This is a genomic window from Streptomyces sp. TG1A-8 (assembly GCF_030499535.1).
Taxonomy (GTDB): domain Bacteria; phylum Actinomycetota; class Actinomycetes; order Streptomycetales; family Streptomycetaceae; genus Streptomyces.
In genome coordinates this window covers 3,968,929-3,994,636 of the sequence record NZ_JASTLB010000001.1, presented here as the reverse complement: position 1 = coordinate 3,994,636, position 25,708 = coordinate 3,968,929, and the positions used below count along the sequence as shown (strand labels likewise).

The 25,708-nt window shown below is 73.6% G+C and carries 26 protein-coding genes and 4 pseudogenes; 12 read left to right on the top strand and 18 right to left on the bottom strand.

The genetic code is table 11. The features are described from left to right. Nucleotides 1–78: 78 nt before the first annotated feature. The 4 genes from QQY24_RS17465 to QQY24_RS17450 all read right to left on the bottom strand — a co-directional run bounded on the left by QQY24_RS17465 (nt 79) and on the right by QQY24_RS17450 (nt 2,611). Nucleotides 79–483 (bottom strand): PPOX class F420-dependent oxidoreductase, encoded by a 405-nt coding sequence (locus QQY24_RS17465; RefSeq protein WP_301973618.1) that lies wholly within the window; start codon nt 481–483, stop codon nt 79–81. A 28-nt stretch (nt 484–511) separates the two neighbouring features. Beyond that, on the bottom strand, nt 512–1,057 hold the full coding sequence (ispF, locus tag QQY24_RS17460; protein ID WP_301973617.1) for a 2-C-methyl-D-erythritol 2,4-cyclodiphosphate synthase: 546 nt from the start codon (nt 1,055–1,057) through the stop codon (nt 512–514). Continuing rightward, the gene (gene ispD, locus QQY24_RS17455) at nt 1,047–1,799 is read right to left on the bottom strand and encodes a 2-C-methyl-D-erythritol 4-phosphate cytidylyltransferase (RefSeq protein ID WP_301973616.1); all 753 of its coding nucleotides are present in this window, start codon (nt 1,797–1,799) and stop codon (nt 1,047–1,049) included. Before ispD ends, ispF begins: the two co-directional genes overlap by 11 nt. Before the next feature lie 329 nt (nt 1,800–2,128). Continuing rightward, complete coding sequence (locus QQY24_RS17450; RefSeq protein WP_003953493.1) at nt 2,129–2,611, bottom strand: CarD family transcriptional regulator; 483 nt, start codon at nt 2,609–2,611, stop codon at nt 2,129–2,131. A gap of 725 nt (nt 2,612–3,336) precedes the next feature. Here QQY24_RS17450 and QQY24_RS17445 point away from each other — a divergent pair. After that, nucleotides 3,337–4,014, top strand: coding sequence for a DUF461 domain-containing protein (locus tag QQY24_RS17445; protein ID WP_301973615.1), 678 nt, complete (start codon nt 3,337–3,339; stop codon nt 4,012–4,014). A gap of 223 nt (nt 4,015–4,237) precedes the next feature. On the opposite strand, the gene QQY24_RS17440 is transcribed toward QQY24_RS17445, so the two are convergent. Then, complete coding sequence (locus QQY24_RS17440) at nt 4,238–4,918, bottom strand: response regulator transcription factor (protein WP_010358452.1); 681 nt, start codon at nt 4,916–4,918, stop codon at nt 4,238–4,240. Further along, a complete protein-coding gene (locus QQY24_RS17435) occupies nt 4,915–6,216 on the bottom strand; it encodes a cell wall metabolism sensor histidine kinase WalK (protein WP_301973614.1) in 1,302 nt (433 codons plus the stop codon). Before QQY24_RS17435 ends, QQY24_RS17440 begins: the two co-directional genes overlap by 4 nt. Before the next feature lie 237 nt (nt 6,217–6,453). Between QQY24_RS17435 and phoU the strand changes: the two genes are divergently transcribed. The 3 genes and pseudogenes from phoU to QQY24_RS34780 all read left to right on the top strand — a co-directional run. Then, a complete protein-coding gene (gene phoU / locus QQY24_RS17430; protein ID WP_301973613.1) occupies nt 6,454–7,143 on the top strand; it encodes a phosphate signaling complex protein PhoU in 690 nt (229 codons plus the stop codon). A gap of 535 nt (nt 7,144–7,678) precedes the next feature. Next, nucleotides 7,679–7,954, top strand: coding sequence for a ribosomal protein L7/L12 (locus QQY24_RS17425; protein WP_301973612.1), 276 nt, complete (start codon nt 7,679–7,681; stop codon nt 7,952–7,954). Nucleotides 7,955–7,973: 19 nt separating this feature from the next. Beyond that, nucleotides 7,974–8,153: pseudogene (locus QQY24_RS34780) on the top strand (hypothetical protein); the annotation flags it as partial. Between the two features lie 201 nt (nt 8,154–8,354). On the opposite strand, the gene QQY24_RS17420 reads toward QQY24_RS34780, so the two are convergent. After that, nucleotides 8,355–8,897, bottom strand: coding sequence for a cysteine hydrolase family protein (locus QQY24_RS17420; RefSeq protein ID WP_301973611.1), 543 nt, complete (start codon nt 8,895–8,897; stop codon nt 8,355–8,357). 276 nt (nt 8,898–9,173) lie between these two features. On the opposite strand from QQY24_RS17420, the pseudogene QQY24_RS17415 reads away from it, so the two are divergent. After that, a pseudogene (locus QQY24_RS17415) lies at nt 9,174–9,449 on the top strand (site-specific integrase); the annotation flags it as partial. A 466-nt stretch (nt 9,450–9,915) separates the two neighbouring features. Next, a complete protein-coding gene (locus QQY24_RS17410; protein ID WP_301973610.1) occupies nt 9,916–10,104 on the top strand; it encodes a hypothetical protein in 189 nt (62 codons plus the stop codon). Nucleotides 10,105–10,190: 86 nt separating this feature from the next. Here the strand turns inward: QQY24_RS17410 and QQY24_RS17405 are convergent, their stop codons facing one another. Then, nucleotides 10,191–10,952: a phosphoglyceromutase gene (locus QQY24_RS17405; protein WP_301973609.1), complete on the bottom strand. Its 762-nt coding sequence runs from the start codon at nt 10,950–10,952 to the stop codon at nt 10,191–10,193. 187 nt (nt 10,953–11,139) lie between these two features. Between QQY24_RS17405 and QQY24_RS17400 the strand changes: the two genes are divergently transcribed. Further along, nucleotides 11,140–12,405, top strand: coding sequence for an MFS transporter (locus QQY24_RS17400; RefSeq protein WP_301973608.1), 1,266 nt, complete (start codon nt 11,140–11,142; stop codon nt 12,403–12,405). A gap of 99 nt (nt 12,406–12,504) precedes the next feature. After that, a complete protein-coding gene (locus tag QQY24_RS17395) occupies nt 12,505–12,978 on the top strand; it encodes a carboxymuconolactone decarboxylase family protein (RefSeq protein WP_301973607.1) in 474 nt (157 codons plus the stop codon). A gap of 69 nt (nt 12,979–13,047) precedes the next feature. Here the strand turns inward: QQY24_RS17395 and QQY24_RS17390 are convergent, their stop codons facing one another. Continuing rightward, entirely contained in the window at nt 13,048–13,473 is a 426-nt protein-coding gene (locus QQY24_RS17390; protein ID WP_301973606.1) for a DUF2000 domain-containing protein, read from the bottom strand. Between the two features lie 49 nt (nt 13,474–13,522). On the opposite strand from QQY24_RS17390, the gene QQY24_RS17385 reads away from it, so the two are divergent. After that, nucleotides 13,523–14,311 (top strand): AraC family transcriptional regulator, encoded by a 789-nt coding sequence (locus QQY24_RS17385; protein ID WP_301973605.1) that lies wholly within the window; start codon nt 13,523–13,525, stop codon nt 14,309–14,311. A 6-nt stretch (nt 14,312–14,317) separates the two neighbouring features. Here QQY24_RS17385 and QQY24_RS17380 read toward each other — a convergent pair whose 3' ends face one another. After that, nucleotides 14,318–14,818 carry a YbjN domain-containing protein gene (locus QQY24_RS17380; RefSeq protein ID WP_301973604.1) on the bottom strand — a complete coding sequence of 167 codons (501 nt, stop codon included), beginning with the start codon at nt 14,816–14,818 and terminating at the stop codon, nt 14,318–14,320. Next, nucleotides 14,811–16,147 (bottom strand): annotated as a pseudogene (gene mshA / locus QQY24_RS17375) (D-inositol-3-phosphate glycosyltransferase). Before mshA ends, QQY24_RS17380 begins: the two are co-directional and overlap by 8 nt. A 361-nt stretch (nt 16,148–16,508) precedes the next feature. On the opposite strand from mshA, the gene QQY24_RS17370 reads away from it, so the two are divergent. The 3 genes from QQY24_RS17370 (at nt 16,509) to QQY24_RS17360 (ending at nt 20,363) form a co-directional block, all read left to right on the top strand. Beyond that, a complete protein-coding gene (locus QQY24_RS17370; protein ID WP_301973603.1) occupies nt 16,509–17,324 on the top strand; it encodes a class I SAM-dependent methyltransferase in 816 nt (271 codons plus the stop codon). A 226-nt stretch (nt 17,325–17,550) separates the two neighbouring features. Further along, entirely contained in the window at nt 17,551–18,645 is a 1,095-nt protein-coding gene (locus QQY24_RS17365; protein WP_301973602.1) for a C40 family peptidase, read from the top strand. A 398-nt stretch (nt 18,646–19,043) separates the two neighbouring features. After that, the gene (locus tag QQY24_RS17360) at nt 19,044–20,363 is read left to right on the top strand and encodes a PP2C family protein-serine/threonine phosphatase (RefSeq protein WP_301973601.1); all 1,320 of its coding nucleotides are present in this window, start codon (nt 19,044–19,046) and stop codon (nt 20,361–20,363) included. A gap of 35 nt (nt 20,364–20,398) precedes the next feature. On the opposite strand, the gene QQY24_RS17355 is transcribed toward QQY24_RS17360, so the two are convergent. The 7 genes and pseudogenes from QQY24_RS17355 to QQY24_RS17325 form a co-directional block, all read right to left on the bottom strand. Beyond that, nucleotides 20,399–20,743 carry a DUF2516 family protein gene (locus QQY24_RS17355; protein ID WP_301973600.1) on the bottom strand — a complete coding sequence of 115 codons (345 nt, stop codon included), beginning with the start codon at nt 20,741–20,743 and terminating at the stop codon, nt 20,399–20,401. Nucleotides 20,744–20,849: 106 nt separating this feature from the next. Next, nucleotides 20,850–21,521 carry a hypothetical protein gene (locus QQY24_RS17350; protein ID WP_301973599.1) on the bottom strand — a complete coding sequence of 224 codons (672 nt, stop codon included), beginning with the start codon at nt 21,519–21,521 and terminating at the stop codon, nt 20,850–20,852. A 78-nt stretch (nt 21,522–21,599) separates the two neighbouring features. Further along, complete coding sequence (locus tag QQY24_RS17345; RefSeq protein ID WP_301973598.1) at nt 21,600–22,085, bottom strand: helix-turn-helix domain-containing protein; 486 nt, start codon at nt 22,083–22,085, stop codon at nt 21,600–21,602. A 94-nt stretch (nt 22,086–22,179) separates the two neighbouring features. Continuing rightward, a complete protein-coding gene (locus QQY24_RS17340; RefSeq protein WP_301973597.1) occupies nt 22,180–22,623 on the bottom strand; it encodes a hypothetical protein in 444 nt (147 codons plus the stop codon). 94 nt (nt 22,624–22,717) lie between these two features. After that, nucleotides 22,718–23,344 (bottom strand): annotated as a pseudogene (locus tag QQY24_RS34775) (MFS transporter); the annotation flags it as partial. A gap of 448 nt (nt 23,345–23,792) precedes the next feature. Beyond that, on the bottom strand, nt 23,793–25,031 hold the full coding sequence (locus tag QQY24_RS17330) for a GNAT family N-acetyltransferase (RefSeq protein WP_301973595.1): 1,239 nt from the start codon (nt 25,029–25,031) through the stop codon (nt 23,793–23,795). A 71-nt stretch (nt 25,032–25,102) separates the two neighbouring features. Next, nucleotides 25,103–25,693 carry an aerial mycelium formation protein gene (locus tag QQY24_RS17325; RefSeq protein WP_301973594.1) on the bottom strand — a complete coding sequence of 197 codons (591 nt, stop codon included), beginning with the start codon at nt 25,691–25,693 and terminating at the stop codon, nt 25,103–25,105. Nucleotides 25,694–25,708: the final 15 nt, after the last annotated feature.

Here is a 25,708-nt window from a genome sequence, read left to right as displayed (position 1 = left end):
TCTCCAGGGTAGTGGGCGCCGGGCAGTGCCATGCGCCTTCCGGCCCTGGACGGCGCCCCCGCGCGGCGCCGCCCGCCGTCACAGGCCTCCGGTCACCTTCTGCGGCCTGATCCGCACGACCACCCGCTCGGCGTCCTGGGCGGAGGCCGGGTTGAAGTCGGCGTACTTCCTGCCGGTGTACTTCTGGCTCAGCTCGTCGATGAGTTCCCGGCCGCCGTCGGTGGTCATGTCGGCGGTGCCGCGGATCTCGGCGTACTCGTAGGGCTGCTCGGGGTTCATGACGACGACCGTCACCCGGGGGTCGCGGTCCAGGTTCTTCTTCTTGCGGCGGTCGACCGTGGTGGAGAAGAGGATGTCGTCGCCGTCGCGCTTCACCCAGACCGGGGACATCTGCGGGCCGCCGTCGGGCTGGAGGGTGCCGACGACGATGAACACGGGGCCGTCGAGAAGGGACTTGAGCCGGTCGGACAGGACTGCGGTCATGGGTGCCTCCGGAGAGCCTCGGTCAGCGTCACTCTGCGGGTACCCTCGCACGCTCTGCGCTCACCCGCACCACGAGTGCGGTGGCCACGGCCATCAGCCCCTCCTCGCGCCCGGGGAAGCCGAGGCCGTCCGTGGTGGCACCGGACACGGACACGGGGGCGCCGACCGCCTCGGAGAGGACCCCCTGGGCCTCCTCCCGGCGCTTGCCGATCTTCGGGCGGGGGCCGACGACCTGGACGGCGACGTTGCCGATGGCGAAGCCGGCCGCGCGGACGATGCGCGCGGCCTCGGTGAGCAGGGTGACCCCGGAGGCACCGGACCACTCGGGGCGGCCGGTGCCGAAGTGCTGTCCGAGGTCACCGAGCCCGGCGGCGGAGAAGAGCGCGTTGCAGGCGGCGTGGGCGACGACGTCGGCGTCGGAGTGCCCGGCCAGGCCGGGTCCCTCGCCCTCCCACCTCAGGCCGGCGCACCACAGGTCGCGGCCCTCCTCGAAGGCGTGGATGTCGGTGCCGACGCCGACCCGGGGCAGCGGGAGGTGCAAGGACGGCTCGGCGCCCGTCGGCTCAGAAGCCATCGTTGAGCCTCCTGCGGGCCAGGACCGCCTCGGCGAGGACGAGGTCGAGGGGGCGGGTGACCTTGAAGGCCTCCTCGTGGCCGGGCACGGCCACGACGCCGAGGCCGAGCTGCTCGACCATGCTCGCGTCGTCGGTGACGTCGGCGGTGACGGTCCCGTGGGCGCGGACCAGGGTCGCCCGGTCGAAGCCCTGGGGCGTCTGCACGGCCCGCAGCCGGGCCCGGTCCGGTGTGGCGACGACCGGCTCGGGCCCGCCGGGGGCGGCGGCGGGTCCGACCTCCTTGACGGTGTCGGCGAGCGGCAGCGCGGGCACCACGGCGGGGGCGCCGTCGCGGACGGCCTCGATGACGGCGTCGACGGTGTCGACGGGGACGAGCGGGCGTGCCGCGTCGTGCACGAGGACGACGCCGTACTGCGGCGGCAGCGCGTCGAGGCCGAGCCGGACGGACTCCTGGCGGCTGTCTCCGCCGGGGACGACCAGGAAGTCGGTGCGCTCGGGCAGTGCGTGGACGTCGAGCAGGGACTTGACCTCGGCGGCGCCGTCGGGCGGGGCGACGACGATCACCAGGGAGACGTGGCGGGAGGCGGCGAGGGCGCGGACCGCGTGGATCAGCATGGGGGTGCCGTTCAGCGCGCGGAGCGCCTTGGGGGCGCCCGGACCGAGACGTACGCCCCGGCCGGCGGCCGGAATGACGGCCGCGACGGGGGCCTGCGCGGGCGTGGAACGTGATTCGTCAGACATCGGTTCCTGTCAGGTTTGTGTGCTCGGCCCCGGTGGGTATGGCCTGGAGGAGCGCCGGGCACGACGCTTTGACCGGACCCTTTCCGTGACGCCGGTCGAGCCGTCCGCCCGGGCCCGGCACCCCAGTATCGGGGCTTTCCCCGAGGCGTACGGCAGACGAGGCGGCGGACGGGGCGGCAGCCGCCCGGCGACCGCCCCGGCCGGGGTTCTCCGGAGCTTTTCGGGGACGGACATGCCGCAGCGCCCGGCGACAGGGTGAGTGTCATCGGGCACCGCGGCATTTCAGTGTGCTGGGCTTGCCGGGCATGCCGGGGGCCGCCCGTCGCACGTCAGGAGGCGAGCACCTCGTCGAGCAGGGCTTCGGCCTTGTCCTCGTTGGTGTTCTCCGCGAGGGCCAGCTCGCTCACCAGGATCTGGCGGGCCTTGGCGAGCATGCGCTTCTCACCGGCGGAGAGTCCGCGCTCGCGCTCACGACGCCACAGGTCACGCACGACTTCCGCGACCTTGATGACATCGCCGGAGGCGAGCTTTTCCAGATTTGCCTTGTAACGACGCGACCAGTTCGTGGGCTCCTCGGCATACGGCGCGCGCAGCACCTCGAAGACCCGGTCCAGTCCGTCCTGACCGACCACATCACGCACGCCGACGAACTCCGCATTGTCCGCTGGCACACGTACCGTCAGGTCACCCTGGGCAACCTTCAGCACCAAGTAGGTCTTGTCCACGCCTTTGATCTGGCGAGTTTCGATTGCCTCGATCAGCGCGGCCCCGTGATGGGGATAGACCACGGTGTCGCCAACCTTGAACGTCATGTGACAGGTACCCCTTCCGTGGCTATCCAGGGTAACACGGATACGGCGTCTTCTGAATGGCGTTTTCGCAGGTCAGGGCATATCTCAGGGCTTGACAACAGCGACAGGAACGTGCTGCGGCGAGCTCGCGGAAGCGGGTATCCGCAGGTGGGAGCGGCTCTCCGGGCGCGGTGAAACGTGTGCGCCACACGTCCCGGAAGCCGCACCCGAGCGAAGGAATGTCCCGGTATGTCCACTCCCAAGTGTACGACTTCCGCTACTCCGTTCGGCGGCGGGAGTGGGATGCGCGACGTTTCCGGAATTGATCACGGGCGGCCGGACGGGTGGTGGATGACGCCCGGAAGATGGCCGGATCCGGATCCGGATGTGTGCCGGAAGTGGAGCCGCGTGATCGCGCGGTTGATCGGGTGGGTGACCGATATCCGGGTGGACGCGCATTCCCCACGGAAAATCCGCACGGCGTGTTGCGGGGATGCGGACGGCGGTGTTCGAGCGCGTTATGCGAATGGCGGACAAGCGCCCCGGCAAAGCGGCCGGGGACCCGCCCGGCGTGCCGGACGGGTCGCTCGCGCCGGCCGGGGTACCCCCACCCGGACGGAAGCCCGGCGCTTGGGGGAGGGTCGGGTGCGGCCTCGCGGGAACGGCTCGGTAACCTGAGGCCGCTGACAGACACTGAGAGCGGCTTTACCTGGAGCCGCCCCTGCGTTCAAGGAGTTGCCGCCGCCGTGAGCAGCAGCCTTCGACGCGGCGCCCTCGCCGCCTCCGCCACCGCCTTCTCGATCGCCTCGCTCGCCGCCTGCGGCGCCGGAAACAACGCCCAGACCCTGCAGATCAAGCCGGACAACGCGTCGACCAGCGTCGGTGACATCAAGATCCAGAGTGCCGTGGTCGTCACCCAGCCCGACCTGAAGTCGAGCGGCCCGGCCGTGATCGCCGCGACCCTGTTCAACCTGGGCACGACGGACGAGACCCTGCAGTCCGTCACCGTCGCGGGCAGCGACACGGACGCCGAGCTGAAGCCCGCCAAGGGCCAGAGCCTCACCGTCCCGGCGCACGGCTCCCTGGTCCTCGGCGGCAAGGACAACGCCTCCGCCGTACTGCCCAGCGGCCGCGAGGCGGTCCGGGACGGCGACGCCCAGAAGATCACCTTCAACCTCAGCAAGGCCGGTCCCGTGAGCCTGCGCGCCTACGTGGTGCCGGCCACCAGCTACTTCAGCGCGTGGGGCCCGAGCAGCATCCCCTCGCCGTCGTCCTCCGCCTCCGCGGCCCCCGGCCCCCGCCCGTCCGGGTCGGCGACCGGCAAGCCGTCGCAGGGCGCTTCCGCCCCGGCGGCCGGCTCCGAGGACGGGATCACCGGTTCCACCCCGAGCGACTCGGCGTCGCAGTCGGCCGCGGGGCACTGAGCACCGCCGCTCCCCACGGCCGCGGGGAGCGGCGCAGTCGCAGGAGCAGCGCGGCTGTGGGAGTACGCGGCCGCCGGAGTGCGCCGCCGCGTGGCCGCCACGGCCGCGCCGTGCCGTGCGGGGTGCACGCCCCCCGCACGGCCGCGGACGCATGAGGGCGGCACCCCATCCGGGGTGCCGCCCTCGGTCGCCGGCCGCCCGGCGGTCGGCCGCGCGCCGGTTCCTACGGCTCGAACTTGTAGCCCAGCCCCCGCACCGTCACGAGGTAGCGCGGCGCGCCCGGGTCCGGCTCGATCTTGGCGCGCAGGCGCTTGACGTGGACGTCGAGGGTCTTGGTGTCGCCCACGTAGTCGGCGCCCCAGACGCGGTCGATGAGCTGCATGCGGGTCAGGACGCGGCCGGCGTTGCGCAGCAGCATCTCCAGCAGGTCGAACTCCTTGAGGGGCAGGTCGACCTTGGAGCCGGAGACGGTGACCACGTGGCGGTCGACGTCCATGCGGACCGGGCCCGCCTCCAGGGCGGCCGGGGTGACCTCCTCCGGCTCGCCGCGCCGGCGCAGCACCGCGCGGATGCGGGCGACCAGCTCGCGCGAGGAGAAGGGCTTGGTGACGTAGTCGTCGGCCCCTATCTCCAGACCGACCACCTTGTCGATCTCGCTGTCCTTGGCCGTCACCATGATCACGGGGACGTTGGAGCGTCCGCGCAGCTGGCGGCACACCTCCGTGCCGGGCAGCCCCGGCAGCATCAGGTCGAGGAGGACGAGGTCGGCGCCGTTGCGCTCGAACTCGTCGAGTCCGTCGGGGCCGGTCGCCGCCACGGCGACCTCGAAGCCCTCCTTGCGGAGCATGTAGGACAGGGCGTCGGAGAAGGACTCCTCGTCCTCGACGACGAGCACTCGGGTCACGGAAGGACCTCCGGGGCGGGAAGCGGTTCGTACGGGGATGACTCGGTGGTGCCGGCCTCGACGACGAGGCCGGGGTGCTGCTGGGCGCGGTCGCGGGCCGCTCCCGCCTCCGGCAGCCTGAGGGTGAAGGTGGAGCCCTGGCCTTCGGCGCTCCAGACCGTGACCTCCCCGCCGTGCGAGGCGACCACGTGCTTGACGATCGCCAGACCCAGGCCGGTGCCTCCGGTGGCCCGCGAGCGGGCCGGGTCGACGCGGTAGAAGCGCTCGAAGACGCGCTCCCTGTCCTTTTCCGAGATGCCGATGCCCTGGTCGGTGACAGCCAGTTCGATCATGTCACCGCCGGGGCCGCCGACCCGGCGGACGGCTATGCCGACGCGGGTGCGGGCCGGGGAGTAGTTGACGGCGTTCTCCACGAGGTTGCCGAGGGCCGCGGCGAGCTGGCCGCGGTTGCCCCACACGTGCAGGCCGGCCGCTCCCGCCCGGGTTCCGCCGGCACCGCCGGCGGAGTCCCCCTCGGGCTCCTGGATCGAGGCGGCCATGGTGATCTGCTTGGCGCCGGCCTGGTGGCGGCAGCGGTCGACGGCCTCGGCGATCAGCTCGTCCACCCGCACGGGCTCGGCGTCCTCGAGGGGGTCGTCGTTCTGGACCCTCGACAGGTCGATGAGCTCCTGCACCAGGTTGGTCAGCCGGGTCGCCTCGATCTGCATGCGGCCCGCGAAGCGCTGCACGGCCTCGGGGTCGTCGGAGGCGTCCATGACGGCCTCGGAGAGCAGGGAGAGGGCGCCGACCGGGGTCTTCAGCTCGTGGCTGACATTGGCCACGAAGTCGCGCCGCACCGCCTCGATCCGGCGGGCCTCGGTGAGGTCCTCGACCAGCAGCAGGACCAGGCGGGAGCCGAGCGGGGCCACCCGCGCGGAGACGGCGAGGGCCTCCCCCCGCCCGGTGCCGCGCCGGGGCAGGTCCAGCTCGACCTGCCGTATCTCCCCGTCCCGCCGGGTGTCCCGGGCCATCTGGAGCATGGGCTCGACGGCGAGTTTGCCGCCGCGGACCAGCCCGAGGGCGTAGGCGGCGGAGCTGGCCTTGACGACGCCGTCGCCCTCGTCGAGGACGACGGCCGAGGAGCGGAGCACCGACAGGACGGTGTCCACGCCGGGCGGGAGTACGAGATCGGTGTGCAAGGAAGTCCTGGTCGGTCGTTTCTGGTCGCGTTCGCTCCAACGGAACGCCAGCATGGCGATGACGCCGGTGAGCACCCCGACGATCGCTGCCGCTGCGGCGACCGCCGCGTTCACGTCCATGCCCCCAGGTTAGGCATGGGGCACGACGTGCCCACAGCCGTCGGGGTGCGACCTCGAACACTCGTCGCCCAGAGTTCACCTGGGGGCCAGTGGTGGTTCATTCGGGGTGGCGGAAACGGACGCGTACGGGGCGGACCGTGGAAGCGTGGGGTTCGCACCGCTGGTTTCGCCACGGGGCGCGTGGTGTCACGGCCCCCGGAACGAGCCCCCGAGAGACACGCACGAGAGGGAACCCTGATGCGGGACGCGTACCACGAGGAACTGGATTCGATCGGCGACGGTCTGGTGGAGATGGCCCGGCTGGTCGGGTCGGCGATCGGACGCGCCACGACCGCCATCCTCGACACCGACCTGAAGCTGGCCGAGAGCGTCATCGAGGCCGACCAGAGGGTCGACGAACTGCAGCACGACCTGGAGGCCCGGGCCATAGCCCTGCTCGCGCGCCAGCAGCCGGTGGCGACGGACCTGCGCATCGTCGTCACCTCCCTGCGCATGTCCGCCGACCTGGAGCGCTCCGGCGACCTCGCCCAGCACGTGGCGAAGCTGGCGCGGCTGCGCTTCCCGCAGCGCGCGGTCCCGCACGACCTGGACGCGACCATCCTGGAGATGGGCCAGCTCGCGCAGCGCCTGATGGCGAAGGCGGCCGAGGTGATCGTGACGAAGGACGTCGACCTCGCGCTGCAGCTGGAGCAGGACGACGACGAGATGGACCTCCTGCACCGCACCCTGTTCCAGCACCTGATCGACGACCGCTGGAAGCACGGCATCGAGACCGCCGTGGACGTCACCCTGCTGGGCCGCTACTACGAGCGGTACGCCGACCACGCGGTGGCCGTGGCCAAGCGCGTCGTCTACCTGGTGACGGGCGAGCACGCCGACGAGCTGCAGTCGGACATCCAGCCGGTGACGGGGGTGGAGGGGGCGTAGGCCCGCGGGCCCGCCCGCCCCCTCGCCGCTCGCCCCTCGCCGCCCGGCCGGAGTGTCCGGGGTGGGCCGGGGTGCGGGCCCGCCTCCGTGCGCCGTTGACGCGCCCGGCCGAGCGGGCATGCAATGGGCGAAGGCACCATGCCGAGCCTCTAGGAGGGGACCCATGGCCGAATCCCCCGGTACCACGCCCGATCCCACGCAGCAGCGCGACTCGGACGAGCCCGGGCAGGCGCGGATCAGGAGCCTGCCGCTCGTGGCCGCGTGCGGCTGCGGCTCGGGCTGCGGGTGCGGGTGCCAGTCGGGCAGCCCGTGCCAGTGCGGTTGACCGTACGACCGAGGGGGCCGGTGTGGACGCCATCCACACCGGCCCTTCGTCGTACGCCGCACCGGCTGGGAGGGGCGACTCACGGATGGCCCTCGGCCGAAGGCCCCCCGGGGTCATACTGTCTCCCGCCACGCCTCGCCGGCCGCCCATTTGAGGCGACGTGACGGCTGAGGGCTCGTAGGCTGCAGGCCGGGGACGGGCGGGGGAACCGTGGCTGACGGGTACTTCCCGTCGGTGTGCGACGGCGTGCCTCATGACGTGGTGCTCACCGACCCCGGCACCCGCGTGCTGGACGTCGTCCGGGTCGTACGCCGGCTGACGGGGCTGAGCCCGTGGCGCAGCAAGGTTCTGGTGACGCGGGTGCCCGCCATGATCCTCGTCGGCGTGCCGCAGGAAGACGCCGAGGTGACCGTCACGGCTCTCCGCGGTGCGGGAGCGCAGGCCGAGGTGGGGGAGCGGCCGGAGCCGGACTTCCCCGAGCCCTGACCACGGCCCGGCCGAGTGGCTGACGCCCGGAGAGGGCCCCGGCACGGCGGCAGGCCCCCTCCTTTTCCTTGACGTCGACGGTCCACCGATCCCGTTCGGGCCGTCGGCCGGGCTCCCACAGGCCACCGCCGCCGACGCCTCGACGTCTGGAGACCAGGGAAACCCACTGCTGACGCGACTCGACCCTGAACTCGGCTCGCCCAAGGGCCCCATGGACACCGACTTCGCCGCGCTCGCCGACTGGCTCCGTCTCGTCATGCCGAGACGAGCACCGCATTGGGAGTTCGATCCGGGCCCGCTGCGGCTGCTGCCGTCGGCTGGTACGACGGTCCCACGGAGTCGCTGGTGCGCATCCCCGTCCGGTGTCGTTGATGTCAGTCGTGGATGTCAGGGGCTGCCGCTAGGGAGAAGCGATCGTCTTGAGCCAGTCGTCGACGGTGACGACATCCGCCCACTGCGGGAACAGTCGCTCGATGAGGACCCGGTGCACCTCTGGGTCGGTGTCCAGACAGGCGTCGGAGAGGACGGTGAGGCCGAAGTCCAGGTCGTTCGCGTGGCACAGAGTGGACAGCACCACAGCGCTGGTGTCGATGCCGGTGAGCACGAGGCTCTCGATACCGCGTGCCCTCAGCACCACGCCGAGATCGCTGCCCGAGAACGCGCTCGCCCGTCTCTTGATGACCACCACGTCGCCCGGCCGGGGCGCGACCTCGGGGTGGATCTCGGTACCTGGGGCGCCCTCGGCATAGAGGCCGGCCCGCGCGATGGCGGTGAGAGCCCTGTTGCGCCTACCGACTTCCGGGAAGCCGGGACGTAACGCGATGACCACGTAGATCACGGGGATGTCAGCCGCCCGGGCTCCGTCGACCGCCCTGCGCAGGCGTGGCAGGTATCCGGAACCGTCGTCAGCGATGTCCACTACGGCCTGTTGGACGTCCATCACGAGAAGGGCGCTTGCTCATGTCATCTCCGGTAACGAAGTCGGTTCGGCGTTGAAACGGGCCGGGTCCTCCGCGCCCTGACAGGTTGGTGGTGCGCCCGTTGGGCAGGATAGGACGGGTACAGGCGCTCAGTCGGCAGTTCGTGCGACGCACGGTGAACGGCGCTGCCCTGCACGGCTTTCACCGAAGACGGCAGCGCACTGGTGGCCTGCGCTGGTGTACGGCGGGCAAGCGGGCAATCACCGCTTTACGAGTCATCTCATTTGGCGAGCCCGCGACAGCAGTGGAAGCGGGCCCCCGCCTCGGCCGGCGTGATCCCCGAGCGGAAGCCGGGCGGGTCGTACGCCGAGCCCCGCGAGAACGGCATGCACGCGCTGCGCCGCTTCTACGCCTCGGTGCTCCTGGACGCCGGGGAGAACGTCAAGGCCCTGGCCGGGCACCTGGGTCACTCGAATCCGGGCCTGACGCTGCGGGTGTACGCACGCCTGATGCCCTCCAGCCAGGAGCGCACTCGCAGGGCGATTGCTGCCGCTTGGGGCGATTCGGGGAGCTGACTTCCAGCTCGATCTGCACGCGAATCGCGACAGCAGATTCACGTGAACCGGATTCGCGTTACGCGATTTCGCGACTCTCGAATCACACATCATGATTACGCGTTCCCGATTACGACTTTGACATCCGGCATCGTTTCACGTTTACCAATCCTGAATCCTGTCCGCGTGAACCGCCTACCCAAGTTCGCCGGTACATTCGGTCCCAGCAGGCTAGCCAGCCGTATCGCAACGCGTGCCGCGCCCCGAGGAGGCGGTTCGGCGGTACCTGGCCAAGCGCCGCAAGGGTCACCCAGACCCTGATACCGACGGCTATTGAATAGGGTAGGTACAGCGCTGAGCTGAGCCTTTGGTTAATCGCCAACCGAGGCAGTATGGTCCTGTTACCCAAATAGCGGAGAGGCCGCCCACGCCCGGGCGACCTCTCCTCTCCATGGGCTTGTTCATTGACCCAGCGATAGGACAACACATGACTCACATGGAGAAGGCCATAGTGCCACGGCGGGGCCTGCGCATCGACCTCGCCCTCCGCGGGACACCGTTCACCTTCATTGGCCTCGGCGGTGCCGGCCTGGGGGTGCAGTCTGGAACCGGCCCCGTTGCGGCTTCCCTGTTCGCCCTCCTCGTGGCAGTCCGCGTGCAGATCAGCCGCGTCTAAGTTCCACGGCCCCAAGACGGCCCCAGCACGGCAACGAGCCCCCTACCAGCGGCGAAACCGCAGGTAGGGGCCTTGATCAGCTCTGCTTACTTCTTCTTGCCCTGGTTCTTGACCGCCTCGATCGCCGCCGCCGCCGCTTCCGGGTCGAGGTACTTGCCGCCCGGGGTGGTCGGCCTGAAGTCGGCGTCGAGCTCGTAGTACAGGGGGATGCCCGTCGGGATGTTCAGGCCCGCGATGTCCGTGTCGGAGATGCCGTCCAGGTGCTTGACCAGGGCGCGGAGCGAGTTGCCGTGGGCCGCGACCAGGACCGTGCGGCCGGTCAGCAGGTCGGGGACGATGCCGTCGTACCAGTACGGGAGCATGCGGAGGACGACGTCCTTCAGGCACTCGGTGCGGGGACGCAGCTCCGGCGGGATCGTGGCGTAGCGGGCGTCGTTCGCCTGGGAGAACTCGGAGTCGTCGGCGAGCGGCGGGGGCGGGGTGTCGTACGAGCGGCGCCAGAGCATGAACTGCTCCTCGCCGAACTCGGCCAGCGTGGCCGCCTTGTCCTTGCCCTGCAGGGCGCCGTAGTGGCGCTCGTTCAGGCGCCAGCTGCGGTGGACGGGGATCCAGTGGCGGTCCGCGGCCTCCAGGGCCAGCTGGGCCGTGCGGATCGCGCGCTTCTGGAGGGACGTGTGGACCACGTCGGGCAGCAGGCCGGCGTCCTTGAGCAGCTCACCGCCGCGGACCGCCTCCTTCTCGCCCTTCTCGTTCAGGTTGACGTCCACCCAGCCGGTGAACAGGTTCTTCGCGTTCCACTCGCTCTCGCCGTGGCGGAGGAGGATCAGCTTGTACGGTGCGTCGGCCATGGCGATGAGCCTACCCAAGAGGTGCCGGGGCCGCGGAGCGCGCCCGGGCACCCCGCCGCGGCAGGACGACGGCCGGCGGCGCGGGGCGGCGCGCCTGACACCGCCCTGACTCGAGTGGCGTTCCCGGACCCCCCGTTTGTAAGGTGTGGCCACCACTTGAGCCGCTTACCGCCGTGGGGGATCCCCGATGTCACCAGCCACCATGAGACGTGCCGTCCGGGAGTCCGTCACCGGACTCCCCCGCGAGTTCTGGTGGCTGTGGACCACTACCCTGGTCAACCGGCTCGGCGCGTTCGTGGTCACCTTCATGGCCCTCTACCTCACCCTGGAACGAGGGTACTCGGCCTCGTACGCCGGTCTCGTCGCCTCGCTGCACGGGCTCGGCGGGGTCGTCTCCGCGCTGGGCGGCGGGGTGATGGCCGACCGGCTGGGGCGGCGGCCGACCCTGCTCCTGGCCCAGACGGCCACCGCCGTCTGCGTGGCGCTGCTCGGGTTCGTGACCGGGCCGGTCGCCATCGTCTGCGTCGCCTTCCTCGTCGGCGTGACCTCCAACGCCTCCCGGCCGGCCGTGCAGGCGATGATCTCCGACATCGTCCGGCCCGAGGACCGGGTGCGGGCCTTCTCCCTCAACTACTGGGCCATCAACCTGGGGTTCGCCGTCTCCTCCGCGGGCGCCGGGTTCGTCGCCTCGGTCAGCTACCGCGCCGGGTTCCTGATCGAGGCCGGGATGACCCTGGTCTGCGCCCTCGTCGTCCTCCTCAAGCTGCCCGAGTCGCGGCCCGCCGCCCCGGCCGACGAGGCGGTGCGGGACGAGGTCGGCCTGCGGACCGTGCTGCGTGACGGGCGGTACATGGCCGTGGTCACCCTGTCCTTCCTGGTCGCCCTGGTCTTCCAGCAGGGCTCGGTCGGGCTGCCGGTGGCCATGGGCCGGGCCGGGTTCTCGCCCGCCGACTACGGCCTGTCCGTCGCCGTCAACGGCGCCCTGATCGTCGTCCTGCAGATCCCCGTCACCCGGTTCATCGAGCACCGCGACCCGCGCAGCCTGCTGGTCGTCTCCTCGGTCCTGGCGGGCTACGGCTTCGGGCTGACGGCCCTCGCCGGGTCGGTGGGCGCCTTCATGCTCACCGTGTGCGTGTGGACCCTCGCCGAGATCGTCAACGCGCCGACCCAGACCGGACTCGTGGTCCGGCTCTCGCCGGTGCACGGGCGCGGGCGCTACCAGGGCATGTACACGATGTCGTGGTCCGTGGCCGCACTGGTCGCGCCGCTCATGTCCGGCGCGGTCATCGACCGGTTCGGCGCGCGCTGGCTGTGGATCCTGTGCGCCGTGGTGGGCACGGTCGCCGGGGCCGGGTACTGGCTGCTCATGCGGCGGCTCCCCGAGTCGGCCCTCCCGGCACCCGCGCGGCGGCGGACGGCCGATCCCGCTCCGGAGCAGGGACGGACCGCCTGACCCCGGGAAGTGGCGGACGTCACACCGGAGCGTGTCACAGACGGACGGGCCGTTCCGTCGAAGGGGTGGAGCCACCCCCACACCACACGGGAGCACATCATGGACGCGCGTCTCGACCTGTTCGCCGGCCCCCTGAGCGGCAAGGTCATCAAGCACTTCAGCGCGGCGGGCAGGGCAATCTCGGACTCCGCCCTGCCCGCCGCCACGCAGGAACTGGTGAAGATCCGCGCCAGCCAGATCAACGGCTGCGGCTTCTGCACCGACATGCACACCAAGGACGCCACCGCGGCCGGGGAGACCCCCACGCGGCTCCACCTGGTCGCCGCCTGGCGGGAGGCCACGGTGTTCACCGAGGCCGAGCGGGCCGCCCTGGAGCTGACGGAGCAGGGCACCCGCATCGCCGACGCGGCCGGCGGGGTCACGGACGAGGCCTGGGCCGAGGCCGCCAAGCACTACGACGAGGAGCAGCTCGCCGCGCTAGTGTGCCTGATCGCCCTGATCAACGCGTACAACCGCGCGAACGTCCTCGTCCGGCAGCCCGCCGGCGGCTACGAGCCCGGCATGTTCGGCTGACGGCGGCCGGGGCGCCGCGGACACCGGCCGGGGACGCCGCGGACGTGTTCCCGACGGCGGCCAGGGGCCTCACGGGTGCATCCGGGCGCCCTTGAGCACCTTGTCCACGCCGTTGCGCGGCCCGTACACCGCCAGTCCCACCAGGTCCAGTTCCGCCGTCGGCACCGCGCGCACCGCCGCGCGGTTGTCGCGGTCGTGGCCCGTGGAGAACAGGTCGGCGGTGAAGACGGCCCTGGGCAGGGCCCGGCCCAGCGCCCTGCCGTGCGCCGCCTTCAGGGTCTCCCGCGTGCCCTCGAAGACCAGGACCGGCTGGCGGAACATCGGCAGGTACGCCACCGCGCCGGCGTCCTCGTACGGCTCCCCGATCACCTCGGGGGCGGCCGTACCCAGGCCGCTGACCAGGAAAGCGGTGACGTTCAGGCGCTGCCAGGATTCCAGGTCCTCGCGCAGCAGCACGGCGATCTTCGTGTCGAAACGGATGGGTTGCTCGCTCATGCAGTGAGACTGCCGACCGCCGCGCCCGGCCGTCTTGTACGTTCTTTGCATGGCCGCCGGGCAGGAAGTCACCGCGTGGCGCCCCCGCGTCCCGGGCGTCACCGAGGTCTTCCACGCCCGCTTCACCGAGTACGCCTACCCGATGCACGTCCACGACGCCTGGACGCTGCTGATCGTGGACGACGGGGCCGTGCGGTACGACCTCGACCGGCACGAGCACGGGACCCCGCACGACACGGTCTCGCTGCTGCCGCCGCACGTCCCGCACAACGGCTCGCCCGCCACCCCGGACGGCTTCCGCAAACGGGTGCTCTACCTGGACGCCAGCCAGCTGGGGAACGACCTCATCGGTGCGGCCGTCGACGGGCCCGACCTGCGCGACCCCGTGCTGCGCCGGCGCGTCGGCCAACTGCACGCCGCGCTCGCCCGCCCCGGGGACGAACTGGAGGCGGAGAGCCGGCTCACGCTGGTCGGCGAGCGGCTGCGCGCGCACCTGGGAGACCGGGCCGGGGGCCGGCGCCGGCCGGATCCCGCGCTCGCCCGGTCGCTGCGCGAACTCCTCGACGAGCACGTCACCGGCGCGCCGACGCTCACCGACGCCGCACGGCTGCTGCACGCCCACCCCGCCCACCTGGTACGGGCGTTCAGCGGCGCGTACGGCATCGCCCCGCACCAGTACCTGGTGTCGCGCCGGATCGGCCGGGCCCGCCGGCTGCTGCTGGACGGGCTGCGGCCGGGGGAGGTGGCGGCGGCGACCGGGTTCTACGACCAGGCCCACCTCACGCGGCACTTCAAGAAGCTGGTCGGCGTCACGCCCGGCCGGTACGCGTCCCGCTGAGTCCCGTCAGTCGGCGGGGCGGTCGAGCAGGTGCCGGAACGCCTCCAGGTTCCGCGTCGGCTCCCCGCGCGACACCCGCCACGCGTACTCCTTGCGGATCGCGGAGGCGAAGCCCAGCTCCAGCAGGGTGTTGAAGGCGCCGTCGGCCGCTTCCAGGACCTGGCCCAGGAGGCGGTCGACGTCCTCGGCGGTGACCGAGGTGAGGGGCAGGCGGGCGGTGACGTAGACGTCACCGAGCCGGTCCACGGCGTAACTGACCCCGTACAGCTTGAGGTTGCGCTCCAGGAGCCAGCGGTGGACGCCCGCCTCGTTCTCGTCGGGGTGGCGGATGACGAAGGCGTTCAGGGAGAGGGTGTGGCGGCCCACGAGCAGGCTGACCGTGGTGGAGAGCTTGCGGGTGCCGGGGAGCTTGACGACGAAGTTGCCCGGCTCCGGGCTCTCCCACTCCAGCTCGGCGTCCTTCAGGAGTTCCTCGACCACCTGTGCGGCCTTCCCGACATCACCCATGCTGGGAGCGTACGCGACGACGGTGCGACTGGGTCGCGGCCGCGTACACGTCGGCGGTGGCGGCGGCCGACGCGTCCCAGCCGAAGGACTGCGCGTGCCGGGCGGCGGCCCCGCCCATGCGCGCCGCCAGGGACGGCTCGTCGGCGAACCGGCCCAGCAGGCGCGCGTAGGCGGCCGGTTCGTGGCCCTCGACGAGGAAGCCGGTGACGCCGTCGCGCACGGCCACCGGCAGCCCGCCGACCGCCGCCGCGAGCACCGGCGTCCCGGCCGCCTGCGCCTCTATGGCGACCAGGCCGAAGGACTCGCTGTAGGAGGGCATGACGAGGACGGAGGCGGCCCGGAACCAGTCGGCGAGCTGTTCCTGGCCGACCGGCGGCCGGAACCGCACGACGTCGGCGATGCCGAGGCGCGCGGCGAGCTTCTGCAGGCCCTCGGGCTTGGCCAGGCCGCTGCCGCTGAGGCCGCCGACGACCGGCACGACGATGTTCGAGCGCAGCTCGGGGCGCTCGTCCAGGAGGACGGCGACCGCGCGGAGCAGCACGTCGGGGGCCTTCAGGGGCTGTATGCGGCCCGCGAAGAGCGGGATCAGGGCGTCCTGCGGCAGGCCGAGGCGGGCGCGGGCGGCGGCGCGGCCGGTGCCGGGACGGAAACGGTCGAGGTTCACGCCGGGGTGGACGACCGCAACCTTCGCGGGGTCGGCCGCGTAGTGCCGCACCAGTTCGTCGGCCTCCCCGGCGGTGTTGGCGATCAGGCGGTCGGCGGCGGCGACGATCTGCATCTCGCCGATGACCCGGGCGGCGGGCTCGGGGGTGTCGCCGTCGGCCAGGTTGGCGTTCTTCACCTTGGCCATGGTGTGCATGGCGTGCACCAGCGGGACGCCCCAGCGCTGGGCGGCGAGCCAGCCGACGTGGCCGGAGAGCCAGTAGTGGGAGTGGACGAGGTCGTAGTGGCCGGGGCGGTGGCCGGCCCAGGCCTGCATCACGCCGTGCGTGAAGGCGCACAGCTGGGCGGGCAGGTCCTCCTTGGCCAGGCCCTCGTAGGGGCCGGCGTCGACGTGCCGGACGAGGACGCCGGGCGCGAGTTCCACGACCGGGGGAGGCCGCCCTCCGTGGCGCGCGTGAAGACCTCGACCTCGATGTTGAGCGCGGCCAGCCGCTGGGCCAGCTCCACGATGTAGACGTTCATGCCGCCGGCGTCACCGGTGCCGGGCTGGTGCAGCGGCGAGGTGTGCACGGAGAGCATGGCGACCCGGCGGGGCCTGCGGTGGAGCCTGAGCCGCGCGGGAGCAGCCGCGGAGCGACGCCCGAGCCTGCCGGCGTACTGGCTCACGTGGCGTTCCTCCTCGCTGCGGGCATGCCTGCCGGAGGGTCGACCGCACCCTCCACCGGAGTGCAACAGCGCACGGGTGCCCCGCCAATTCCCGGAGACGGCGACTTTACCCAATCATGACCTTTGCCCGTTCTCGTGTCCGCCGGCACGCCGCGCCGTCCGGGCCCGGACGGCCCGCCGCCCCACCCCGCGGGGCGTGAGCGCCGGGCCCCCGCCGGGCCTCCCCCTGGACCGGCCCGCCGGGCAGGCGTCCGCCGTCCGCACGGGGCGGGCGGGCCGGTACGGACGGCCGGGCCGAGCGGGCCGGTGGGGCGGGTTCGCCCGGGGCCGGGGGTCGTCGTGCCCGCTTACCCTCGTAGGCATGACAGCCCGCGCCGCGACCCGCCCCGTGGGGAACGTGACGCGCGGGACCACCAACCCCAACCGGCTGCGCCGCATGGACCGCTGGATCGCGGCCACGCACGGCGCCGAGCTGCGGCGCGCCGGCGATCCGGTGGCCGTCGACCTCGGCTACGGCGCCGCCCCCTGGACGGCCGTGGAACTGCTCGGCCGGCTGCGGACCGTCGCCCCCCGCGCGCGCGTGGTCGGCGTGGAGATCGAACCGGAACGGGTCGCGGCGGCGAAGCCGTACGAGCGGGCCGGACTGAGCTTCCGGCACGGCGGCTTCGAGATCCCCGTCGCCGGGCGCCCGGCGCTCGTCCGGGCCGCCAACGTGCTGCGGCAGTACGACGAGACCGAGGTCGCCGCCGTGTGGGAGCGGCTGTGCGCGCGGCTCGCCCCGGCCGGCGGCGGCTCGCGCGGCGGACTGCTGGTCGAGGGCACCTGCGACGAGATCGGGCGGCGGCACGTGTGGGTGGCGCTCGGCCCGGAGGGACCGCGGACGGTGACCTTCGCGACACGGCTGGGCTCCCTCGGCCGCCCCTCGGACCTCGCCGAGCGGCTGCCGAAGGCGCTGATCCACCGCAACGTGCCCGGCGAGCCGGTGCACGCCTTCCTGCGCGACTTCGACCGCGCCTGGGCCGCCGCCGCGCCCTACGCCTCCTACGGCGCCCGCCAGCGCTGGATCCGCGCGGTCCGCGACCTGCGGGCCGACTGGCCGGTGACGGACTCGGCGGCACGCTGGCGGCAGGGCGAAGTGACCGTGGCGTGGGGGGCCCTGGCACCGCGCGGCCGCTGACACGACCGGGCGGCCCCGGGAACGCCCGCCGCGCGTCGTTCGTCGCACCGGCGGGAGCCCCGCCGCGCACGGCGGGGCGGGGACACGCCCGCAGGGGCGCGAGACGCCTCCGCGGGAACCCGGGGACGTCCGGTCGGCGGCGACCTCTGTCGTTTTGCGCCCGGCCGTGGCACGATCCCTCCGGCGACCGCACGTTACTGACGGTAAATCAGTCGGGGGGAGCGATATGGGTACGGACGAGCGCGGCCTGTTCATGGCCGCCGTGACCGTGCTCTGCGCGGCGACGGCGCTGGCGGCACCCGGCACGGCGTTCGCGGCTCCCGCCCCCACGCCCGCCCCGGCCCCGGCGCCCACCGCCTCCGCGGTCCCCGCGGCCCCCGTGTCCGACGAGGACCTGGAGGAGGTCCGCACGGGGCTCGACCGGCTCTACCACGACGCGGCCGTCGCCACCGACGCCTACAACGCGGCCGAGGAGGAGGTGCGGAAGCAGTCCGCCCGCATCGTCGCGCTGGCCGGGAGGATCGTCGAGGGGCAGCGGCAACTGGAGCGGCTCGAGGACCAGGCCGGCGCGGCGGCCCGGGCCCAGTACCGCACCGGCGGCCTGCCGCCCACCGCCCGGTACCTGCTCAGCGACGACCCGCAGCGGTTCATGGACGGAGCCGGCACGGTACTGAACGGCGAGCGGGCGGCGAAGAAGCTGATCGGCCGGCTGACCACCGCCCAGGAGAAGCTGCGGCGGTACTCCGCGGACGCCTCCGCCCAGTGGAAGGAGCTGGAGGCCGACCGCCGGGCCAGGGCCACCGCCGAGAAGAGGATCGAGCGGCAGGTCGCCGCAGCCGAGGAGCTGGAGTCCCGGCTGGAGGAGAAGGAGAAGGAGCGGCTCGCCCGGCTGGAGCAGCGGGCCGCCCACCGGGCGCAGACCGCCTGGCTGGGCACCGGTGTCCTCAAGGGGGCCGGCGGCAGGGCCTCCGCGCAGGGCGGGCAAGCCGTCGCGTTCGCCACCGCCCAGCTCGGCAAGCGGTACGTGTGGGGCGCCGAGGGCCCCGACTCCTTCGACTGCTCGGGGCTGACCTCCCGGGCCTGGGCCGGCGCCGGCCGCCCCGTACCGCGCACCTCGCAGGAGCAGTGGAAGCGGCTGGAGCACGTCGGCATCGCGGACATGCGCCCCGGGGACCTCATCGTCTACTTCGACGACGCCAGCCACGTCGGGATGTACGTCGGCGACGGCAGGATCGTCCACGCCCCGCGGCCCGGCCGGACGGTGACCTTCGCGGGCGCGGGCTCGATGCCGATCCTGGGTGTCGTGAGACCGGACGCGTGAGCCGGAGGGTGGGTGGGCCGGGCCATCGGGGGGGATCGGGCCGCCCGACCGGACCGGGCCGATCGGGCGGGCCGGGGCATGTGACGGCCCCCACCCCGGTCCCCGCGAGGCCGACCGGGGGCCGGACGGACGGCCGCCGGCCGGGCGCACCGCGGACCTGTGACCCACCGCACCCCAACCCCCGCCCGCACCGGGGCGGTACGTGAGCTTCGTCATCCCCGCCGTCCGGACGCCCTGTCCAACTGCGTCGGAAATCGCGGCATATGACAGTGGCCTGGGCGGGAGCGACGCGCCTCACACCATTCCGTCGGGGCGGCGAGTACCGCTATGGTCACCCGTCGGTGGGTCGAGGCCCCTCGACACGCCGTGCCCTCGGGGGAGGGAAGGAATCCAGGACGATGCCCGTGCCCGTACCGCGGCAGAGAGCGATCCCGGCCGTGGAGTGTGACCAGGCGCAGGCCGCCTCCGCAGCCGGCGGCCCCCTCGAGGAGGGGGACCACCGCGGCGCCACCGCCGGCGGCGCGAACACCGCCGCGCTCACCCTGCTGCTGATCGAGGACGACCCGGCCGGCTCGCCGATCGTGCCCGAGATGCTGGACTCCTCCGGCAAGCCGATCCGCGTCCGCACCGCCCGCAACCTCACCGAGGCCGAGCGGCTGCTCACGGACGACGTCCACTGCATCCTGCTGGACCTCGCGCTCCCGGCACCCGGCCGGGCCACCGCCGACGCGGACGGCGCGGACGCCGGCGAGCTCGCCGTGCTCAAGCACGTGCTGGAGCTGGCGCCCCGGCACGCCGTGCTCGCGCTGACCGGGTCCGGTGACGCCGAGCGCGGCGCCGAGGCCGTGCGCGTCGGTGCCCAGGACTACCTCCTGCGGGACGAGCTGGACGGCCGGCTGCTCAGCCGCGCCATCCGGTACGCCGTCGAGCGCAAGCGTTCCGACACCGCCGAGCGCAAGCTCGCCGAGGGCCGGCTGCGCGCGCAGGAGAACCGGCGCCTGGAGCGGGGCCTGCTGCCCACTCCCCTGCTGGAGGGCTCCGCGCTGCGCTTCGCCGCCCGCTACCGCCCCGGCCGCTCCCGCGCCCTGCTCGGCGGCGACTTCTACGACTGCGTGCGCACGCCCGACGGCACCGTGCACGCCATGATCGGCGACGTGTGCGGCCACGGCCCCGACGAGGCCGCGCTCGGGGTGGAGCTGCGCATCGCCTGGCGCGCGCTGACCCTGGCGGGCCTGTGCGGCGACGACCTCCTCGGCACCCTGCAGGAGGTGCTGGAGCACGAGCGCGCGGACGAGGAGATCTTCGCGACGCTGTGCACCGTGGACATCTCCCCGGACGGCCGCCGCGCCGGCCTGTGCCTGGCCGGCCACCCGTCCCCGCTGGTCGCCGGCCCCGGCCGGCCGCCGAAGCTGCTGCCGTACGACAACAACGGCCCGGCCCTGGGCCTGCTCCCCGGTGCCCGCTGGCCGCGCATGCAGGTGGAACTGGGTGCCGAGTGGAGCCTGATGCTCTACACCGACGGCCTGATCGAGGGCCGGGTGGGGGTGGGCGGGGAACGCCTGGGCCAGGAGGGCATGGTGGAGATGATCCGCCGGCAGCTGGCCGGGGGCCTGCGTGGCGAGGAACTGCTGCGGGCCGCGGTGAACGAGGTCCGCGACCTCAACGGCGGCGAGCTGACCGACGACGTGGCGGTGGTCCTGCTGGACCGGGCGCCGTAGCGCCCGCCGCCCGAAGCGGTCCGGGGGCGCCGGCTTCAGCGCCCGCCGTTGTACGGCCCGTAGGGTCCGTCGCTGCTGCTCCCGCGGCGGCGGCCCCAGCCGCTGCCCCCGGAGACCCCCTTGAGCGCGGGGCGCACGTCGACGAGGTAGACGATGCTCGCGATCACACCGGCGATGGGCAGGATGGACAGGATCGAGAACAGGTAGCTGACCACGAGCGCGATGCCGAGGATGATCAGCCAGAACACCTTGTTCTGCTTGTCCGCCGCGCGGAAGGCGTCCTCGCGCCGGAAGGCGGCGTCGAAGAGCCCGAACGCGGCGAGGGCCATCAGGACGATCTTCAAGATCCCCATGAACCCCGCGAAGCCCAACATCAGCATGCCGCCCACCGCCCGTCGTCTCCCGATCCGTACGCGGTCACCGTACCCGCAGAACGGGCCGGGCACCCCCGGGGTGCCCGGCCCGTCCGCACCTCGCCGCCGGTCGTCACGGGGTCGGCGGGGTCGCCTTCTTCGGGGTGGCGGTCGTCCTGCGGGGGGCCGGGGCCTTCTTCGCCGCGGGCTTGCCCGCCTCGCCGGACCCGGCCTGACCGGACGTGGTCCCGGTGGGCCCGGCCTCGGCCTCGGCGGGCTTCGGCTCCTCCTTGACCTCGACCGGGCCGGGCTTGTCACCGGCCGGTCCGGACGTGGTCCCGGCCGGCTCGGGGCTGCCCTCGACGACGATCGCCAGTTCCTCGATCTCCTCGGCGGCCTCGCCGCGCCAGGTCTTCACGGCCTGCTCGCCCTGCTCGGCGAGCTTCTCGTAGGTCTCGCGGGCCCTGACGGCGCACTCGGCGGCGACGCCGACCCCGCGCAGGGCGAGGTCCTGGGCGGTCTCGCCCAGCTTCTTCAGGTCGACGTCGAAGGAGCCGATGAACCCGCCCACCTTGCTCTGCAGGGTCTCCTGCGCCTCCTTGGCCCGGGCGGCGGCGCGCTCCTGCACGGCCTTCGGGTCGGTGTTGCGCACGGCCTCGATGCGGGCCGGGGCCTCCGCGCGCAGCTGCTCGACCAGTGCGGGCACCTTCCTGGCCTTCCGGAGCGCGAGGTCGGCGGTGCCGGCGGCGAAGTAGAGCGGAGTCGGATCGCTGAGGGTCTTGCGCAGGTCGTCGGTGATGGCCATGGTGATGGTCCTCCCGGATTCGCGTTCGGCTGAGGGTTCGTGTGGTCCGCGGTGGCGCGGCCGGGGCCCTGGTCCGGCCTACCCGGTCGTCCGCCGCGGACCGGCGGCACTGCCGCCGGGCGTGCGGGTGTGTCGTACGGCTGTGTCGCTCGGGTCCCCGGTGTCCCCGGGGCCCGCTCCGGCGTCCCCGTCCTGCGGGGCCGTTTCGCCGGCGCCGAACCCGTTCTCCTTGCGGAAGGACTCGTAGATCTGGAGCAGCACCTGCTTCTGCCGCTCGTTGAGCGTGGGGTCGGCGAGGATGACGGCGCGCGCCTCCACCTCGTCCCGGTCGCGTTCGGCGTCGAGGATGCCGGCGCGGACGTACAGCGTCTCGGCGGAGATGCGCAGCGCCCTGGCGACCTGCTGGAGCACCTCCGCGCTCGGCTTGCGCAGCCCGCGCTCGATCTGGCTCAGGTACGGATTGGACACCCCGGCGGCGTCGGCGAGCTGCCGCAGCGACAGCTGGGCGTTGCGCCGCTGTTCGCGCAGGTACTCACCGAGGTTGCCGACGTTGAGCGATGCCATGCCTCCACCATGCCCACCCTCGCTAACAATTGCAAGCACCCGCTTGCAAAAGTGTGCCGTGTCACGGGGCCGCCGGAGGCGGGCGCCCAAACGGTCAGGGGGCCGTCGCGCCGGAGGGCGGCTCCGTGCCGCCGCGCAGTGCGCGCACCTGCGGGGAGAGGAGGGCCGCGGAGGTGGCCAGCACGACCAGGGCCGCGCAGCCGGCCAGGGCCCGGCCGGTGCCGACGGCGGCGGCGACGGGGCCGGCGAGGAGCAGGCCGAGCGGGGCGAGGGCCAGGGAGCCGAACCAGTCGTAGGAACTGACGCGGGACAGGACCTGCTCCGGGATCTCCCGCTGGACGGTGGTGGCCCACAGCACGCCGAAGACGTCGCTCGCGACACCGGCCCCGAACATGGCCGCGGCGATCAGCCACAGGGGGGCCCGCGCGCCGAGCAGGGCGAGCGGCACGGCGGCCGGGAACGTGCACACCACGGCCACCAGGACCGGACGGCCCACCCGCACCCGGGCGGCGAGTCCCGCGCCGGCGACCGTCCCCACGGCCTGCGCGGCCGCGACGACCGACCACGCGCGCCCCGCCGAGGTGCTGCTCGGCGGTCAGCGGGCCCAGGACCCCGGCGCCGGCGTTGAGCACGGCGACGACGACCGCGTACTGGGCGACCACGGCCCACAGCCACTGCCGGGACGCGAACTCGTGCCACCCCTCCCGCAGGTCGGCCCACCCCGACGCCCTCCCGCGCGGCGGCGCGGCCACCCGCAGCCGGGCGGTCAGCGCGGCGCTGACCACGAAGGAGGCCGCGTTCAGGGCGAGCGCCCAGCCGGCCCCCACCCACGCCACGGTCACGCCGGACAGCGCCAGGCCCAGCAGCAGGGAGCCGTTGGTGCCCATCCGCAGCAGCCCGTTGGCCTGCTGCAGGCGCCGCGCCGGCACCACCAGCGGCACGAGGCCGTCCATCGCCGGGGCGAACAGGGCCGTCGCCGTTCCGGCCACCACCGCCAGCAGGCACACGGCCGCCACCGGGGCGCGACCGGTCAGCACCATGGCGGCCAGGCCCCCGTAGGCCCCGGCCCCCAGCACGTCGGCCAGGACCATCAGCCCCGAACGCGACATCCGGTCCGCGACCACACCGCCCGCCAGGACGAACACCAGCTGCGGCAGCGCCTGGCAGGCCACCACCAGCGACAGCCGTCCCGGGCCCGCGCCGGGCAGGGCGAGCACCGCGAACGCGAGCGCGACCCGTGCGAAGCCGTTGCCCGGCACGGAGACGACCCGCGCACCGGCGAGCAGCACGAACCGCCGCTCGCGCCACAGCGGTACCTGTGCCGAGGGGCGCGAAGAGGACCCGGGGGAGGCCGAGGGGGGCGAGGGGAGCGTCACGGGTGTGCACCCTGTGCGCGGGAGCGGGCGCCGTACCGCCCCGCGACGGGAGTGGCGCGATCCGCGCCGCTCCCCGCCCCGGCGGACCGGCCCCGGGGCGCCGAGAAGGGCCGGCGGCCGCCGGGGCCGCGGCCCCGGTGTTCGTCCCCCCGGCTCGTCGGGTCGGCGGAGCCGCCCCGGCCGCCCGGCGCCCGGCCGAAGCGGCGGCGGACCTCGACGCCCCGCGGGACACGCGCGCTCGCCTGGCAGGAGGCGCGAGACGGGGACCCACCGGTCCGCGACGGGGGGCGGGACGGCCGGACCCCGGGTGCGCGTCCGCCGGGCGGGGGCCTCAGAAGAGGTCCGGGCACCAGGGCCGCCCGGACATGCGGAACAGGGTGTCGGCCCGGCGGGCGGCGCCCTCGCGTTCCTCCCGCACGCGTCCCAGTGCGATCAACCGGACCAGTGACTCGTCGCCGAGCCAGACCCGGGCCAACTCCGCCACCGGCACGGTGAGATCGGCCGGCGCCCCGCCGGCCGGCGTGCAGGACGCGCCGTCCGGCGAGGCCTCCAGCCGGAAGCGCCCCCGGGCCGGGCCCGCCTCGTCCACGACGTCCAGCACCAGCGTGCCGGCCCCCTCGTACGTCCGCGCCTCCAGGGCCCGCACGACGTCCAGGACGCGCACCCACAGCCAGTCCGTGGACTCGGTGACGCGGGCCGCGCGCGGGTTGGGCAGGAAGTGGGGCAGCAGGTCGTCGGGACCGCGCCGGCCGCTCCTGACGTGCGTGATCCAGTCGATCGAGCACAGGTAACGCCACAGGCCGCGCTCGGCCTGCGGGGTCACCGCGAGCAGCCAGTGCACGACGGCGGTGCCGTCCGGCTGGTTGCCGCGCCAGTTCCTCTCCGGCCGGTACGACACCAGGCCCTCCACCTCCCCGCGGGCGGAGCGGTAGACCGCGTGGAACGGCTCGGTCCAGTCCGCGGCGAAGCGGACGGCGCCGGTGGCCGCCTCCCACCACAGCTCGCTGCGGTCGACCGCGCCGGGCCGGCCACGGCGGAAGCGCTCGTGCAGCCCGGGACCGAGCGCGCGGACGTCCGCGCCGTCCACCAGGTCGATCCGGCCGCCGTCCCCGGGGCCGGGCCGGCGCAGGTCGAGGCCGCTGCGCAGGACGTCGACGGTCCACTCGACCGACCGGGTCGCCGGGCCGAAGCCGTAGCGGCCGTAGATCGGGTACTCGGCGGCGATCAGGGTGGCGACGACGTCACCGCGCTCCCTGGCCGCGGCGAGGTCCCGGTCCATCATCCGGCCGAGCAGACCGCGGCGGCGGTGGGTGGGGCTGACCGTCACGTTGCTGACGGCGTTCGCGGGGACGGGCGCGCCGCCCACGGCGGTGAGTTCCTGGGCGAAGGAGCGGAAGGTCGCCACGCACCGGCCGCCGTCGAAGACACCGAGCATCCGCGTGGGGGCGCACTGCCGCCGGTGGGCCTCCACCTGGTCCGGGGTCGGCCCGGACGCCTGCAGGAAGCCGGTGTTCACGGCACGCAGCCAGTCCTCGAAGTCGGCCTCGCCGACGGTGCGCACGTCGCTCATGAGGGCTACCGTAGGCGCGCCCCGAACGGCGTGTCGCGTCGTTTTCCCCGCCGGCCGCGCCCACGGGGACGTCACAGGAGCAGGTCGTCCACCTGCGCCTCGCCCACCCGGTAGCGGCGCGCGATCTCGCCGCTGCAGTCGTCGGCGGTGCGCTGCAGGCGCTGGCGGCGCCCGGAGACCTCCTGCTCGTAGCGGACCAGGCGGCCCATCGCGGTGCTCAGTTCCAGGTCGGTACGGGCCTGCAGGTCCGACAGCTCCACCTCGGCGAGCATCTCGGCGGCCAGGCGCCGGTACTCCTCGCTGTGCGGGGTGCCGAGGGTGACGTGGCGGGCCGAGGAGCGGTGGCGGGCCGGGGCGTCGGTGAGGATCTCCGGCAGCCGGTCCACCACGGAGGCGTCGGCCGGCGCCGGCACGGGCGCCCGGCCGCGCCGGGCCAGTTCCGCGCGCAGGATGTCGATCCGGCCCTGCAGCAGCCGCCGCACGTAGCTGAGGTCGGCCTCGTCGCGCTGGGCGTCGCGGCGCAGGACCCGCAGTTCGGGCAGGCTCAGCGGAGTCAGGGCGTACGCGGCCGGTTCCGCGGCCGGCGGCGGTCCGCACGGACCGTCGCCGCGCTGCGCGGGCGGCCGGTGCGTGCCCGGCCGCCGGGTACTCGGTGTGCTCATGTGGTGGTGACCGTC

Bases quoted from the DNA above. Each gene is read 5' to 3' on its own strand.
- QQY24_RS17325 (WP_301973594.1), bottom strand. From the start codon at position 25,693: ATGAGCACACCGAGTACCCGGCGGCCGGGCACGCACCGGCCGCCCGCG.
- QQY24_RS17365 (WP_301973602.1), top strand. From the start codon at position 17,551: ATGGGTACGGACGAGCGCGGCCTGTTCATGGCCGCCGTGACCGTGCTC.
- QQY24_RS17400 (WP_301973608.1), top strand. From the start codon at position 11,140: ATGTCACCAGCCACCATGAGACGTGCCGTCCGGGAGTCCGTCACCGGA.
- QQY24_RS17370 (WP_301973603.1), top strand. From the start codon at position 16,509: ATGACAGCCCGCGCCGCGACCCGCCCCGTGGGGAACGTGACGCGCGGG.
- QQY24_RS17350 (WP_301973599.1), bottom strand. From the start codon at position 21,521: ATGGCCATCACCGACGACCTGCGCAAGACCCTCAGCGATCCGACTCCG.
- QQY24_RS17380 (WP_301973604.1), bottom strand. From the start codon at position 14,818: ATGGGTGATGTCGGGAAGGCCGCACAGGTGGTCGAGGAACTCCTGAAG.
- ispD (WP_301973616.1), bottom strand. From the start codon at position 1,799: ATGTCTGACGAATCACGTTCCACGCCCGCGCAGGCCCCCGTCGCGGCC.
- QQY24_RS17435 (WP_301973614.1), bottom strand. From the start codon at position 6,216: ATGGACGTGAACGCGGCGGTCGCCGCAGCGGCAGCGATCGTCGGGGTG.
- QQY24_RS17410 (WP_301973610.1), top strand. From the start codon at position 9,916: ATGACTCACATGGAGAAGGCCATAGTGCCACGGCGGGGCCTGCGCATC.
- QQY24_RS17385 (WP_301973605.1), top strand. From the start codon at position 13,523: ATGGCCGCCGGGCAGGAAGTCACCGCGTGGCGCCCCCGCGTCCCGGGC.
- QQY24_RS17355 (WP_301973600.1), bottom strand. From the start codon at position 20,743: ATGCTGATGTTGGGCTTCGCGGGGTTCATGGGGATCTTGAAGATCGTC.
- ispF (WP_301973617.1), bottom strand. From the start codon at position 1,057: ATGGCTTCTGAGCCGACGGGCGCCGAGCCGTCCTTGCACCTCCCGCTG.
- QQY24_RS17465 (WP_301973618.1), bottom strand. From the start codon at position 483: ATGACCGCAGTCCTGTCCGACCGGCTCAAGTCCCTTCTCGACGGCCCC.
- QQY24_RS17450 (WP_003953493.1), bottom strand. From the start codon at position 2,611: ATGACGTTCAAGGTTGGCGACACCGTGGTCTATCCCCATCACGGGGCC.
- QQY24_RS17345 (WP_301973598.1), bottom strand. From the start codon at position 22,085: ATGGCATCGCTCAACGTCGGCAACCTCGGTGAGTACCTGCGCGAACAG.
- QQY24_RS17330 (WP_301973595.1), bottom strand. From the start codon at position 25,031: ATGAGCGACGTGCGCACCGTCGGCGAGGCCGACTTCGAGGACTGGCTG.
- QQY24_RS17390 (WP_301973606.1), bottom strand. From the start codon at position 13,473: ATGAGCGAGCAACCCATCCGTTTCGACACGAAGATCGCCGTGCTGCTG.
- phoU (WP_301973613.1), top strand. From the start codon at position 6,454: ATGCGGGACGCGTACCACGAGGAACTGGATTCGATCGGCGACGGTCTG.
- QQY24_RS17395 (WP_301973607.1), top strand. From the start codon at position 12,505: ATGGACGCGCGTCTCGACCTGTTCGCCGGCCCCCTGAGCGGCAAGGTC.
- QQY24_RS17405 (WP_301973609.1), bottom strand. From the start codon at position 10,952: ATGGCCGACGCACCGTACAAGCTGATCCTCCTCCGCCACGGCGAGAGC.
- QQY24_RS17360 (WP_301973601.1), top strand. From the start codon at position 19,044: ATGCCCGTGCCCGTACCGCGGCAGAGAGCGATCCCGGCCGTGGAGTGT.